This is a genomic window from Caulobacter sp. LARHSG274, assembly GCF_052871235.1.
Window position 1 is genome coordinate 325596 of sequence record NZ_JBIXJO010000001.1, and the last position, 13058, is coordinate 338653.

Annotated in this window: 13 protein-coding genes; 5 read left to right on the forward strand and 8 right to left on the reverse strand. The window is 66.4% G+C overall.

What is annotated here, in order from left to right:
* Window positions 1–9: 9 nt before the first annotated feature.
* Window positions 10–1569: a tryptophan halogenase family protein gene (locus ACIPQB_RS01470; protein ID WP_446483417.1), complete on the reverse strand. Its 1560-nt coding sequence runs from the start codon at window positions 1567–1569 to the stop codon at window positions 10–12.
* A gap of 92 nt (window positions 1570–1661) precedes the next feature.
* On the opposite strand from ACIPQB_RS01470, the gene ACIPQB_RS01475 reads away from it, so the two are divergent.
* Together ACIPQB_RS01475 and ACIPQB_RS01480 are read left to right on the forward strand one after the other, a co-directional pair.
* Complete coding sequence (locus tag ACIPQB_RS01475; RefSeq protein WP_446483969.1) at window positions 1662–2945, forward strand: HlyC/CorC family transporter; 1284 nt, start codon at window positions 1662–1664, stop codon at window positions 2943–2945.
* A 284-nt stretch (window positions 2946–3229) separates the two neighbouring features.
* Window positions 3230–3598 carry a response regulator gene (locus ACIPQB_RS01480; protein WP_446483418.1) on the forward strand — a complete coding sequence of 123 codons (369 nt, stop codon included), beginning with the start codon at window positions 3230–3232 and terminating at the stop codon, window positions 3596–3598.
* A 12-nt stretch (window positions 3599–3610) separates the two neighbouring features.
* Here the strand turns inward: ACIPQB_RS01480 and ACIPQB_RS01485 are convergent, their stop codons facing one another.
* The 4 genes from ACIPQB_RS01485 to ACIPQB_RS01500 form a co-directional block, all read right to left on the reverse strand.
* Complete coding sequence (locus ACIPQB_RS01485) at window positions 3611–4396, reverse strand: hypothetical protein (protein WP_446483419.1); 786 nt, start codon at window positions 4394–4396, stop codon at window positions 3611–3613.
* A gap of 168 nt (window positions 4397–4564) precedes the next feature.
* Window positions 4565–7606 (reverse strand): TonB-dependent receptor plug domain-containing protein, encoded by a 3042-nt coding sequence (locus ACIPQB_RS01490; protein WP_446483420.1) that lies wholly within the window; start codon window positions 7604–7606, stop codon window positions 4565–4567.
* A gap of 403 nt (window positions 7607–8009) precedes the next feature.
* Window positions 8010–8426, reverse strand: a complete 417-nt coding sequence (gene cdd, locus ACIPQB_RS01495) for a cytidine deaminase (RefSeq protein ID WP_446483421.1) — start codon at window positions 8424–8426, stop codon at window positions 8010–8012.
* Window positions 8427–8514: 88 nt separating this feature from the next.
* Window positions 8515–8787, reverse strand: coding sequence for a BolA family protein (locus ACIPQB_RS01500; RefSeq protein WP_446483422.1), 273 nt, complete (start codon window positions 8785–8787; stop codon window positions 8515–8517).
* A gap of 58 nt (window positions 8788–8845) precedes the next feature.
* Here ACIPQB_RS01500 and ACIPQB_RS01505 point away from each other — a divergent pair, with 58 nt between their 5' ends.
* Window positions 8846–9502: a J domain-containing protein gene (locus ACIPQB_RS01505; protein ID WP_446483423.1), complete on the forward strand. Its 657-nt coding sequence runs from the start codon at window positions 8846–8848 to the stop codon at window positions 9500–9502.
* Window positions 9503–9554: 52 nt separating this feature from the next.
* Here ACIPQB_RS01505 and ACIPQB_RS01510 read toward each other — a convergent pair whose 3' ends face one another.
* A complete protein-coding gene (locus ACIPQB_RS01510) occupies window positions 9555–10340 on the reverse strand; it encodes a phosphatase PAP2 family protein (protein WP_446483424.1) in 786 nt (261 codons plus the stop codon).
* Between the two features lie 204 nt (window positions 10341–10544).
* On the opposite strand from ACIPQB_RS01510, the gene ACIPQB_RS01515 reads away from it, so the two are divergent.
* Window positions 10545–10952, forward strand: coding sequence for an RcnB family protein (locus ACIPQB_RS01515; RefSeq protein WP_446483425.1), 408 nt, complete (start codon window positions 10545–10547; stop codon window positions 10950–10952).
* A 131-nt stretch (window positions 10953–11083) separates the two neighbouring features.
* Window positions 11084–12091 carry a cobaltochelatase subunit CobS gene (gene cobS, locus ACIPQB_RS01520; RefSeq protein ID WP_446483426.1) on the forward strand — a complete coding sequence of 336 codons (1008 nt, stop codon included), beginning with the start codon at window positions 11084–11086 and terminating at the stop codon, window positions 12089–12091.
* Window positions 12092–12103: 12 nt separating this feature from the next.
* Here cobS and rcdA read toward each other — a convergent pair whose 3' ends face one another.
* Together rcdA and ACIPQB_RS01530 are read right to left on the reverse strand one after the other, a co-directional pair.
* Window positions 12104–12610 carry a protease adaptor protein RcdA gene (rcdA, locus tag ACIPQB_RS01525; protein ID WP_446483427.1) on the reverse strand — a complete coding sequence of 169 codons (507 nt, stop codon included), beginning with the start codon at window positions 12608–12610 and terminating at the stop codon, window positions 12104–12106.
* A gap of 161 nt (window positions 12611–12771) precedes the next feature.
* Window positions 12772–12978, reverse strand: a complete 207-nt coding sequence (locus tag ACIPQB_RS01530; RefSeq protein WP_446483428.1) for a DUF1192 domain-containing protein — start codon at window positions 12976–12978, stop codon at window positions 12772–12774.
* Window positions 12979–13058: the final 80 nt, after the last annotated feature.

A 13058-nucleotide genomic window follows, 5' to 3' on the forward strand; every position in this document is an offset into this window, starting at 1 on the left:
AGGCCGGCCTCAGGCGGGTTCGACGGCCCGATCGAAGCCGAAGCGGTTGATCTGGGCGATCAGGTCGCGGTGGCTGGGCAGGTCCTGGGTGGCGCGTTCGCCAAAGCCGCGGATCTTGCGAAACAGCGTCTCGGCCGCCGCCACATTGGGAAACTCGGCCCGTCCCGGCGACAGGTCGGTTTTGAACCCCATGCCGTAGAGGATGTACTGGTAGTTGAAGAAGGCGAAGGTCTCCAGGTCGAGGATAAAGTCGAACCGGGCCGGCGGTCGGTAGCGCCACTGCTCCAGCAGGTCGACCAGCCGTGCAGGGATCGAGGCCTCCGCGGCGTTGTCGCGCCAGAACGGCTCGGTCCGCTGGCTGATGCAATAGTGCAGCTTCAGGAAGGTGATGATGTTGTCGTAGCGGGCGGTCATCAGCTCGTTGAACCGCGAGGCCGGCGCGCCGATCGGGCCATTGTGCGGAAAAAGCTCGGCGATCATCGCCACCGCCGCCTCGATCAGCACCACGCCGGTCGATTCCAGCGGCTCCAGGAAGCCGCCCGACAGGCCGACCGCCACGCAGTTCTTGACCCACGGCTTCTCGCGATAGCCGGCCTCGAACGGGATCCGCCGCGTCGCGGCCTCGGCGGCGGCGTCGCCGACATAGCCGCGCAGGATCGCCTCGGCCCCCGCATCGTCGAGGTGGTCGCTGGAATAGACGCAGCCGATCCCCCGGGCGCCGTTGAGACCGATGTCCCAGGTCCAGCCGGCCGGGTGGGCGGCGGCGATGGTGTAGCTCTGGATCGGCGCGTCCGGCCGGTCATAGGGAATCTTGCAGGTGATCGCCCGGTCGGCGAACAGGGTGCGCCGCGCCGACTTGAACGGCGCCTTCATCGCCCGCCCGATCAGCTCGGCGCGAAAGCCCGTGCAGTCGATGTAGAGATCGGCCTCGAGCCGGCCGTGCTCGACCGAGATCACGTGGTCGATGGCCCCCGTCGCATCGAGCTCGACCCCGCTGAGCAGGCCCCGCAGACGCCGCACGCCGAGCTCGCCGGCCCGCTCGGCGAGGATCTCGGCCAGCCGCGCGGCGTCGAAATGGTAGGCGTAGTTCAGCGGGCCGGCGAAGTTGCCCTCGTGCGGGCGCTTGGGGGCGCGCTGGGCGTCGGCGACCCGCGACTGGATCGTCATCGCCTCGGCGAACGGCGCCCGCGTCGCCTCGTCCTGCAGCAGCCAATAGGGCGCCAGGCTCGACCCGTCGGTCGAAAACGGCGCCTCGAACGGATGGAAGAAATGGTGGTGGACGCCGTCCTCCGGCGTCCGGGCCCAGTCGTTGAAGCGAACGCCCTGCTTGAAGGTGGCCGCGGTCGCGCGGATGAAGCGCGCCTCGTCGATGCCCAGGAACTGCAGGGTGTTGCGGATGGTCGGGAAGGTCGCCTCGCCGACGCCGATGATCCCGATGTCGGGCGATTCCAGCACCGTAATCTCAAGGCGTGCATGCTCGGCCAGCTGCAGGTGCTTGGCCAGATAGGCCGCCGTCAGCCAGCCCGCCGCGCCGCCGCCGACGATGAGGATGCTGCGTCTATGCTCCATGCGCCCTGAATAGCGGTTTTGGCGGCGTTGGGCGTCCAAAATCGGTCGCGGCCTTCCCCCGCCGCGCGCCGCCGGCGTACAACCTTCCCATGATCCTCACCGCCATCCTCGGTCTTGCGCCCATCGTCATCGCCCTGCTGGCGATCTCGGCCCTGTTCTCGGCCGCCGAGACGTCGCTGACCGCCGCCAGCCGGGCGCGGATGCACCAGCTGGAGCGCGAGGGCGACCGGCCGGCCAAGCGGGTGAACCAGCTGCTGTCCGACCAGGAGACGATGATCGGGGCGGTGCTGCTGGGCAACAACCTGGTCAACATCCTGGCCTCGGCCCTGGCCACCCAAGTGCTGACCGCCGCCATCCCCGGCCCGTGGGGCGTTGCCGCCGCCACGGCGACCATGACCGTGCTGGTCCTGGTGTTCGCCGAGGTGCTGCCCAAGACCCTGGCGATCCTGAAGTCCGACGACGTCGCCCGCTTCCTGTCGGGCCCGACCCTGATCGTGGTCCGGGTGTTCGGGCCGATCATCTACACCATCCAGTGGATCGTACGCCGCACCCTGCGGCTGTTCGGCGTCAAGCTGACCATGGAGGTCGACGTTCTGGCGGCCCACGAGGAGATCCGCGGCGCGGTCGAGTACCACCACTCTGAAGGCGGGGTCGAAAGCGGCGACCGGCGGATGCTCGGCGGGGTGCTGGACCTGTCGGACATGGACGTCTCGGAGATCATGGTCCACCGCAAGTCGATCACCCTGATCGACGCCGACCTGCCGGCCCGCGAGCTGGTGGCCGAGGCCCTGGAGGCCCAGCACACCCGCATCCCGCTCTATCGGGACAACGCCGACAACATCGTCGGGGTGCTGCACGCCCGCGACCTGCTGCACGCCCTGGCCGCCGCCGACGGCGACATCGACGCCATCGAGGTGGCCGCTATCCAGCGCGAGCCTTGGTTCATCCCCGACACCACCAACCTCAAGGACCAGCTCAACGCCTTCCTCAAGCGCCGCAACCACTTCGCCCTGGTGGTCGACGAATACGGCGCCCTGCAGGGCTTGGTGACCCTGGAGGACATCCTCGAGGAGATCGTCGGCGAGATCGAGGACGAGCACGACACCAAGGTCGAGGGTCTGCGCCCCCAGGCCGACGGCTCGGTGCATGTCGACGGCCATGTCAGCGTGCGCGACCTGAACCGGGCCATGGACTGGCGCCTGCCCGAGGGCGAGGCGGTGACCATCGCCGGCCTGGTGATCCATGAGGCCCAGACCATTCCCGAGCCCGGCCAGATCTTCATCTTCCACCACCACCGCTTCCAGGTGCTGCGCCGCCAGCGCAACCAGGTCACCGCCCTGAGGATCAGCGGGCGCCTGGACGACGCCGTCCGCTGATCGCGGATCGCGCCAGGGACGCGCCGCCCGCTCGCTCTCGGCGCATTCCGTTTGAACCGGCGCAGCTTTCCGAGGCAGGATGGCCGAAGCGGAACCATCACCGTAGACGGACGTTGGTGGACATGCCGACGGTGGACGGCGGGGGGCGGAGTGACAGGCTGGGTCAAGGTGATCGGGAAACCGAGTCTCGCGCGCAAGCTGTGCGCTCGGGACAACCTAGCCTATGATGCCCGGGCCTCGTCTCCGCCAAGAGGCCGCCGATCCGTGCGCTGGAGCCCTGAACCATGAAGACCCTCACCGCCCTCAAGGTCCTGGTGGTCGAAGACGAGGCTTTGGTTTCCATGCTGGTCGAGGACATGCTGCTCGACCTCGGCTGCGTGGTCGTGGGACCGGCGGCGGAACTGGACGAGGCCCTGCGCCTGGCCGGCGCGGCCGACATCGACGCCGCCCTGCTGGACGTCAATCTGGGCGGGCGGCCGATCTTCCCGGTCGCCGACGCCCTGAAGGAACGCGGTGTGCCGTTCGCCTTCGCCAGCGGCTATGGCGAAGCGGGCCTGTCGGAAAGCCACAAGGGCGCCACCGTGTTGCAGAAACCCTTCCGCGAGGCCGACCTGCGGCGCGTGCTGGAGGGGCTGGCGGCGCAGGTGGTTTGAGCTTTCGTCGATTCACCCATAGCCCAACAGGGCGCGCAGGCCGGGGGCGTGGAACTCGACCAGCCGCTTTTGGATCTCGGGCAGGGTCTTGGGGACCTCGACCGCCAGGCTGAGATTCTCGCTGGCGGTGCGGCTTTCGCGCCGGTCGGCACCGGCCTCGACCCGCTCGCGCCAATCGGCCGGAAGATCGACGCCGCAGTCGTTCAGCAGCTTGGTGAAGAACGCCTCCGAACGCTTGGACCCCAAGTCGCCCACGGCCTCGACGATGTCCTCGTAGCGGACGATCGTCGCATGGGTCCCCATCCAGGCGACCGCGTTATAGGTGTAGATGTCGGTCAGGGTCGGCACCTGGCCGTTCACGCCGAGGATCATCATGTTCATCACATCCTCGGGCGCCACCGCGCCGCCCTTGATGTGGTTCATCGTGCCCTGGAACTCGTCCGAGAGGTAGAAGCGAGCGCGGGCCAGCACCCAGTCATAGGGATCGCGGACCAGGACGATGTGACGGACCTTGCGCAGGGCGATCGCCGCCTCGTCCGAGAACAGCAGATGGCCCCAGCTGATGAAGGGCCGTTCCTGGGAAAAGGCCGCAAGGCTGCGCCGCAGCAGCGCGTGCTGAACATACTCCCCCGGCCAATGCTGCTCCTTGACCACGAACATCCGCAGAATGTTGCGGATCAGGTGGGTGCCGGCCTTGGGAACGCTGTTGAGCAAGACCGGTTGGCTGAGCGTCGCACGGTCGAAGCGGGCGCCGATCGCGTCGAGATTGTCCGGCTTTCCTCGGATGATGGCGTTCACGCGCGACGTTCCCGTTGATCCGGCCGCGATCGAGGCGACCTCAAGAAAAAAGCGGCGGATCGCTCCGCCGCTTGAAACCTAGTACCTGATCGACGGTCGCGAAACGCCTCGTTGACATCCCGCGACCGCCAAGACCTACCCCTGCCCGAAGACAGGGAGATCCTTCGGTCAGAACTTAGCCGTTATCCGCACGAACAGCCGGCGGCCGATATAGTCATATTGCGACGCCAGCACCGAACGGCCGACGGTGTCGTATTTGCCCTGCGACAGGGTGACCTGCGGCGGGTCTTCGCCGAACAGGTTCGCGACACCGCCCATCAGCGTCATGTTGTCAAACTTCTTCTGAACCGAGACGTTGTGATAGGCCGTGAACTCGGTGTGAACCTTGTAGAAGGTGTTGCCGGCCGTGTTGTGGTCCGGCTCGGTCTCGGCGTCCGAACCCTTGCCGATCATGTCCACGCGCCAATAGGCGGTCCAGTCGCCCTTCTCGAACGTGAAGTTCAGTTGACCGGTCCAGTCCGGATCGCCGACGAAGCCGTTGGTGTCCTTAACGTCATCGGCGAACAGCGCCTGGGTGTCCTTCAACTGCCAGGTCGATTGCAGCTCAACCGACAGCTTGCTGTCCCACGGCAGATCGTGCGCGTAATTGACCGTCAGATCGATGCCGCGGTTCTTTTGCTCGGCGATATTCAGGTAGTTGTCGGTGACGGTGGCGATCAGGTGGGACTGGTTGCGCGTGAACAGCGAGCACAGCTTGTCAGTGGGGAAAGACGTCGACTTATAGCAGCCGCCAATGATCCGGTCCGCGCCCAGCAGGGTGATTTCGTTGTTCACCTGGATGTCGAAATAGTCCAGCGCAACGTTCAGGTCGGCGAATTTGGGAGTCCAGATCACGCCGTAGGTCACCGCGTCGGAGGTTTCGGCCTCAAGCGAACCCGCCCCGCCGCCCGAGGTGACGGTCGCCTGGGCGCCGGAGCCCGTATAGGCGGGTGGAATGCCGTCGGCGGCGCAGTGGTCGGCGACGCGCTGGGTAATGTTGCCGGCGGCCAGATTCGCCTGCCAGCGAATGCAGGGGTCGATCGAGCGCTGCGACTTGAAGCCTGTCTCGGCGTTCTTGTAGAGCTCGAACAGGGCCGGCGCCCGGAACGAAGTGCCCTTGGTGGCGCGCAGACGCAGCGAGGAGATCAGCTGCCAGTTCAGACCGACCTTGTAGGTTTTATCGCTGCCGTAGGAGTCGACGTCGGTGTAGCGGCCCGAGAGCGACAGGTCGACCTTCTGGGCGAACGGCAGATCCTTAAAGATCGGCACGCTCAGTTCGCCGTAGATTTCCTTGGTCTTGTCCTTGCCCGCGGTGACGCCCGAGGTCGAGTCGCCCCAGATGTTGCCCGCCATGGTGATGGGGCCTGGGGTGTCATTGATCTCATCGCGACGATAGACGGCGCCGACGGCGGCTCCGACCATGCCGGCCGGCAGCTTGAACAGGTCGCCCGAGGCCGAACCTTCGACCGTGAACTGCTTGTAGATAGTCCTGCCGGTCTCAGTGTCGAAGAGGAAGGCCTTCTCGGCGTCGGTGTACTTGCCGGCCAGGAAGTCGGCCGACATCCAGTTGACATCCACGCAGTCGCGGTTGCTGACCGGCGTCTTGTAGCCCACGCACGAGGCGGTCGGGCGCGGAATCGAGTTGGCTTGGCCCAGGCCGTATCCCCAGGTATCGGGATCCAACGGATCGGCGTCGACGCGACCGTCGGCACTGTTGACGGCGTCATTCAGGATGACGTCGTGGGAGTACTCGCCCTTGGAGTGGCTGTACTGGGCGAAGATGTCCCAGTCCCAGCCTTTCAGGAACTCGACGCCGCCGAAGTCGCCGCGCAGACCGCCGACATAGCGCTGGTAATCGACTTTCTGGCCCGTACGGTTGAGGTTGGTGACCGGGGTCGGACTGAGCACGAAATCGCCGGTGAAGCCGGCGCTGAAGGGATCGCCAAGGTCTTCGGTGTAGAGATAGGTCCAGAATTGACGATAGCCGTTGGTCTTGGTGGTCCGGCGGTTCAGCAGCACTTCGCCATAGGCTTCGACGCTGCTGGTGATGTCGAACGAGCCCTGGGCGTAGATCGTGTTGCGCTCGGTGCGGGGGGTCAGCGAAGCGGCTAGGTTGAATGGGCTGTTGTAGTCCAGCACGCCCATGTCGGGGTTGGCAGGATCAAGACTGTCGCCGACGATGAAGAAGCCGGGCGGCAGGCCCGGATAGCCGCCATCGACCGGGTTCGCCGGGGTCTGCGGAATGAATTGACCCAGGGTGCCGGAATAATCGTACTGGATCTTGCCATTGCGCCCGTTGAAATCGGGATAATCATAGAGCCAGACCTGATCATACAGCAGGTCGCGGCACTGGGTCTTGCCGGTGCGCGGATCGATGGTGTCTTTGCGCTTGCCCTGTGCGTCGAAGATATAGGATTGGCCGCAGTTGGTGTAGTTGCGTTGACCGTTCGATTGTTCCTGCTTCTTGTAATAGTCGTAGGTGATATTGAAGAAGCCGCGCGAGAACGTCTTGCCCCAGTTGGCGCTGGCGTGGAATTCCTCGCCGCCTTTCTTCTGGGGCTGGGTCGTGAACATTTCGACATTCACGCCGTCGGTGTCGCGCTTGGTGATGATGTTGACGACGCCGGCGACGGCGTCGGAACCATAGATCGACGAGGCGCCGTCCTTCAGGATCTCGACCCGGTCGATGGACGACAGCGGCAGGACGTTCAGGTCGAAGGCGGACACGCCGCCGCGCACGCCGGCCGGACCGGCGCGACGGCCGTTCAGCAACACCAGGGTGCGATTGGCGCCCAGGCCGCGCAGCGAGACGGTTTCAGAACCGGGGCCGCCGTCGGTGACGAAGGCGCTCGAAATGGCCGAGGTGATCTGCGGCGAACCCGAGGCGATGGTCGAGGACTGCAGCAGCCCCGCAGTGCTCGAGATGCCCGCCAATTGTCCTTGCGCAGCCGAGATCACCTGGATCGGATCGGGGCTGGTGTACGCGTTGCGCTTGATGCGCGAGCCGGTAACGACCACGGCTTCAACCTCTGCGGGCTCATCGGCCGCAGCTGGCTTGCTCGCAGTGGTGGTGGCCTGGGCGAGCGCCGCGGCGGGCGCGCCGATTGCGGCCGCAACCGTCAGGCCAGCGATGATGGTGGTGTTGAGCAGATAGGTACGACTGGCGGTCAAGTTTGGGTCCCCTCATCAGCACATCGAAATCGATGATGTCGCCCAGCCCCCCTCGGACGCACGGCGCGCTACGTTTTGACCACGTGTCGACCAAAAGTCGCAACATTGCAGACGCATTTTCGTCACGTTTGCATCAAGCTGTGGCTTTTTACCCTCACCCTGGGCAAAATCAGTTCACAGGCAGCAGACGCTGGCGAACCACAGCCTCGGTCGCGAGAGACATTTTTCGATGGTCCCTGCATTCCGCCTGGATGCCGTCCGAGGTAATCGTCCGCATTGGCGAACGCTGGCGGATTGGCGCATTTCACCTCAACGGCATGGCGAGCTGTCGGGCATTAAGACGATCAATCTGTTCGCGTTTAACGCGCGGCTGTCAGCACGGACGGTCTCTAAGACTGCCCCTTCACCCCAGATCCCCCGGCCCGAACGACTCCGGCAGAAGGCTCCAGAACGGCGTGCGGCGGGTCGGGCGGCCGTCCTGGACGGTGACGATCTCGCAGGTCTCATCGGCGAATTCGGCGATGCGCTGGCGGCAGGCGCCGCAGGGCTGGACGACGGCGTTGGAGCCGGCGGCGAGCAGCACCCGGGCGATTCGCCGGCCGCCGGCCGTGACCATCGCCCCGATCGCCGTCTGTTCGGCGCAGGCGCCCGACGGATAGGCGGCGTTCTCGACATTGACCCCCAGATGGGCCCGGCCGTCTTCGTCGATCACCACGGCAGCGACGGTGAATTTCGAATAGGGAGCGTAGGCGCGGGCCAGCAAGGCCGGCATCGCCGCCGCCAGTTCCGCCTCGGACGGGGGTGTTTCTCGTGCGCTCATGCCGGAATCCGCCTCTCCGGCAGGCTGCGCCGGGCGCAGAGGCAATCAGTCGCGGGCCCCGCTTGCAAGCCCTGTTTTGGGTTCTCCGTCAGGCCTCGCCGGGCGCCTTGGCGACGATCGAAAGGGCGTGCACCGGGCCCGCCAGTTCCTCGGCCAAGGCCTGGTGAATCAGCCGCTGGCGCATCACCCGTCCCTTGCCGGCAAAGGCCTGGGCCTCGATCACCAGGTTGAAGTGGCTCTCGCCGCCCGGGCGGTGTCCGGCGTGGCCATGGTGGCGGTCGCTGTCGTCGACCACCTCCAGCCGGGTGGGCGAAAAAGCGGTGGTCAATTTGGCGGCGATGGCCTCTGAGACGGCGCCCATGGCGGTTCCTTGCTTGTCAATCCTTGAACGGAAATAGCTCCGGCTTACTCTAAGCGCCATGAGCGCCGATTTCGAATATCGCCCCAAGTTTTTCGACATCCGTGTCCGCCCCCCGAAAACCCCGGAGGAGGCCGCGCGGGAGAACGATGTCTTCGCCCTGAAACCGGGCGAAAAACGCTGCGAGCATCCCGACTGCCGGGTGGCGGGTGTGACCAAGGCGCCCAAGTCGCGCGACCTGCCGGGGGCCTATTACTGGTTCTGCCAGAAGCACGCGGCCGACTATAACAAGAACTGGAACTTCTACGCCGGCATGAGCGAGGGTCAGATCCGCGCCCAGCAGGAGCAGGAGAAGATGACCGGCGGCCGGCCGACCTGGAGCATGAAGGCCGACAGCCGCTCGCGCGAGGCCGCCGCCGCCGCCGCCCGCGACGCCCGCCACCTCAACGACCCGTTCGGCCTGTTCCGCGCCCAGCAGCGCCGGGCCGAGGCCGACAAGGCCGCCCATGAGCGTCGCCTGGGCAAGCTGGAGCGCACCGCCCTGGCCGACCTCGACCTGGACGCCACCGCCGACGCCGCCGCCATCCGCGCCCGCTACAAGGACCTGCTCAAGCGCTGCCACCCGGACATGAACGGCGGCGACCGCAGCGCTGAACACAAGCTGCAGCGGGTGATCAAGGCCTACAAGACCCTGCAGAAGTCGGGACTGGCGGGGTAGGGGCTGGACTGCCTATCGAGGCGATGAACCCAGGCTGGGTCGATCTGCTCGATCACTTGGGCGAGTCGTTCTCGTTCTGAGGCTCGGCTTGGGTCCCGGTCTTCGCCGGGATGAGTGGAGGTTTGGGAAATCGCCGCCCCCAGGCCCAGGCGGCAAGCCAGCAGGCCATGGCCCAGGCCGCGCCCATGCTCCAGCCGGCCAGAACGTCGCTGGTCCAGTGGACGCCCAGATAGATCCGCGAGGCGCCGACCAGCAGGCTGAGCAGCACGGCCGAGCCCAGGGCCAGGACCTTGATCCGCCGGCGCGGCGCAAAGCGCGCGGCCAGGGTCCCCAGGGTCAGGAACACCACAGCCGACAACATGGCGTGGCCGGACGGGAAGCTGGGATTGGCCGCCTCGACCGCGCGATAGGCCAGGTCCGGCCGCTCGCGCAGGAACAGGTGCTTGAGCGCCTGGCTGATCTCCACGCCGCCGACCGCCCCGACCAGCACCACCAGCGCCTCGCTCCAGCGCCGAAGGCTGAGCAGCAGGGCCAGGGCCATCAGCACGAACAGGCCCAGCACCGTCACCGAGCCGAGGGCGGTCACGTCGGTGGCGGCGATGTGCAGCCATTTGGGCCCGACCAGCACGTGCGGGTCGCCTGGCGCGCGCAGGGCCTGCAGCACGCCGAGGTCGAACCGCCGCGTGTCGCCCTCGCCCACCTCCTCCGACAGGTGCAGGAACGCCAAGGTCCCGGCCGCCAGGATCAGCAGGGCGACGACGGCCCCCAGTTCCCCACGCGCGGCCGAGACCAGGCGGGGCAGGTCGCGGCGGAGATCGAGGAGGGGCGGACGGTTCATCGACGGATCAACGCTCCACGGGCCGGATTGGCGCCGTCAAGTATTCCCCAGGAGCAATGGAAATATTTCCTAAATGAAACATGAACCGTTCCTGACCAGTCCCGTTCATGTGAGGTCAAAATGGCTTTCGCTAGTGTCCAACCTGCGAAGAAGAGGTTCAGCCGGGCCCAACCGGCACAGAATTGGATTGGAAAGGATTTCGCCATGAAGCGTCTGATCACCATCACCCTGGCCGCCAGCCTGCTGGCCGGCACGGCGCTCTCGGGCACGGCCATGGCCGCCGGCCAGCGCCACGACGACAACCGCTACGAACAGCGCCACGACGATCGCCATGATCGCCGGGACGAACGCTGGGACCGTCGCGACGAGCGTCATGACCGTCGTGACGAACGTCATGACCGCCGCGACGCGCGCCACGACTATCGCCGCTGGGAACGCGGCCAGCGCCTGGACGCCCGCTATCGCGACAACCGCTACTATGTCAGCGACTGGCGCCGCCACGGCCTGCGCGCTCCGCCCCGCGGCTATCGCTGGCAGCGGGTCGACGACCGCTACATCCTGGCCGCCGTCGCCACCGGCCTGATCATGTCGGTGATCATCGCCAACAACTAGAGTTCGAACGGGCCTCCCGGCCCTCAACCGATCGTCCCGGCCGGCCCCGCCGTCCGGGACGATTGCTTTTTTCGGGGTCAGGGCCGCCTCGCCCCTTCCCCTCCCCCATGTCGAAGCGTTAATCGGGGGCCATGCCCGAACTCGCCGACAGCCACGCCGCCGATCCCCTGATCACCCTGGCCCCCGACAAGTGGGTCACGCTTCGCGACGCCTTCGGCGTCGACAGCGACATGAAGGTTCCGGCCTTCACCCACCGCGACGCCCACGTCCCGGAGGTCGACACCGCCTACAAGTTCGACCCGCAGACCACCAAGGCGATCTGCGCCGGCTTCGCCAACGATCGCCGGGTGATGGTCCAGGGCTATCACGGCACCGGCAAGTCGACCCACATCGAGCAGATCGCCGCCCGGCTGAACTGGCCGCTGGTGCGCGTGAACCTCGACAGCCATGTCAGCCGCATCGACCTGGTCGGCAAGGACGCCATCGTCCTGAAGGACGGCAAGCAGGTCACCGAATTCCGCGAAGGCATCCTGCCCTGGGCCCTGCAGCGTCCGATCGCCCTGGTGTTCGACGAGTATGACGCCGGCCGCCCCGACGTGATGTTCGTGATCCAGCGCGTGCTGGAGGCCGGCGGCAAGCTGACCCTGCTCGACCAGAACCGGGTGATCCGCGCCAACCCCTATTTCCGGCTGTTCAGCACGACCAACACCATCGGCCTGGGCGACACCACGGGGCTCTATCACGGCACCCAGCAGATCAACCAAGGCCAGATGGATCGCTGGAGCATCGTCACGACGCTCAACTATCTCGACCACGACGTCGAGGCCGCCATCGTCCTGGCCAAGAACCCGTCTTACGACACGCCCGAGGGCAAGCGCACCCTGGCCGCCATGGTCCGCGTCGCCGACATGACCCGCAACGCCTTCATGAACGGCGACATCTCGACGGTCATGAGCCCGCGGACGGTGATCACCTGGGCCCAGAACGCCGAGATCTTCGACAAGGACATCGGCCTGGCGTTCCGCCTGACCTTCCTGAACAAGTGCGACGAGCTGGAGCGCGCGACGGTGGCGGAATTCTACCAGCGCGCGTTCGGGACCGACCTGCCGGAGAGCGCGGCGCGGGTGAAGGTGGCTTAGGGGATCAGCGTTTCAGGCCGCCCCGAACGCGGCGCTGAGCCGGTCGAACTGGGCCTGGACCGGGCGCGGGGCCTCTTCGGTCGTCGCTTCCACATACATGCGCTTGTCGAGGTGGCGCACCCGGTCGTACAGCCGCTCAGAGCGCTGCAACAGGTTGACCAGGCCGAACGGCAGGTCCTCGACGGCGGCGGCCGGCTCGCTCTCTTCGCCCAGGCGATAGTTCTCGGCGCAGGCCGCCTCGGCGGCCATGTCGCCTTCCTTGACGGCGCGCTGGACCAGCAGCCAGGAGGCCACCTGCATCAGCCGGGTGGTCAGGCGCATGCTCTCGCTGGCGTAGGCCAGAGCGGCGTTGCGCGAGAGCAGCTTGCTGTCGTGGCGGCCGGCGCCGTCGAGATAGGCGGCGGTCTCCTCCACCAGGGTCATGCCCTCCTCGAAGGTGCGGTCGAAGAGCTCGGAGCGGGCGAAGTCCTGGATGACTCCGGCCCGCCACGGGGCCGCCGTCATGTTCAACTCGGTCATAGCTACTCAATGCCCCTTCGAAAGGCCGCGAGACGGTCTCGCCTGATCCGAGGGACTGCAACCCCCGTGCCAGACGCGAACGTGCCGTTTCGCGACCGCCTCCCCCATTTCGAATGTCGAGTCAGGCGTCCCGAGATTCCGCCTGTAGCGTAAACCGTTCGTTAGTCCAGGCGACCAAACAGCGCATTGGCCGCGTCGCGGCCGGCCTTCTTCTTGGAAAGCTGGCCGCGCGTGCGGGCGATCTCGGCCTCCAACGCCTCGATCCGCTCCTCCAGTTCGGCGACTCCGTACGTGTCCAGATCTTCGTGCGTGGCGGCGTTCAGAGCGTCGCCCCTGAAGGCGCGCGGCTCGACCGGTTCTTCCAGCATCGGATCGGTCTCCCTTTGCTCGACCCTTTTCGAGCCGCCATCTGACGCCTACCAAGGGCGTGACGCAAGCCTCACGGGAT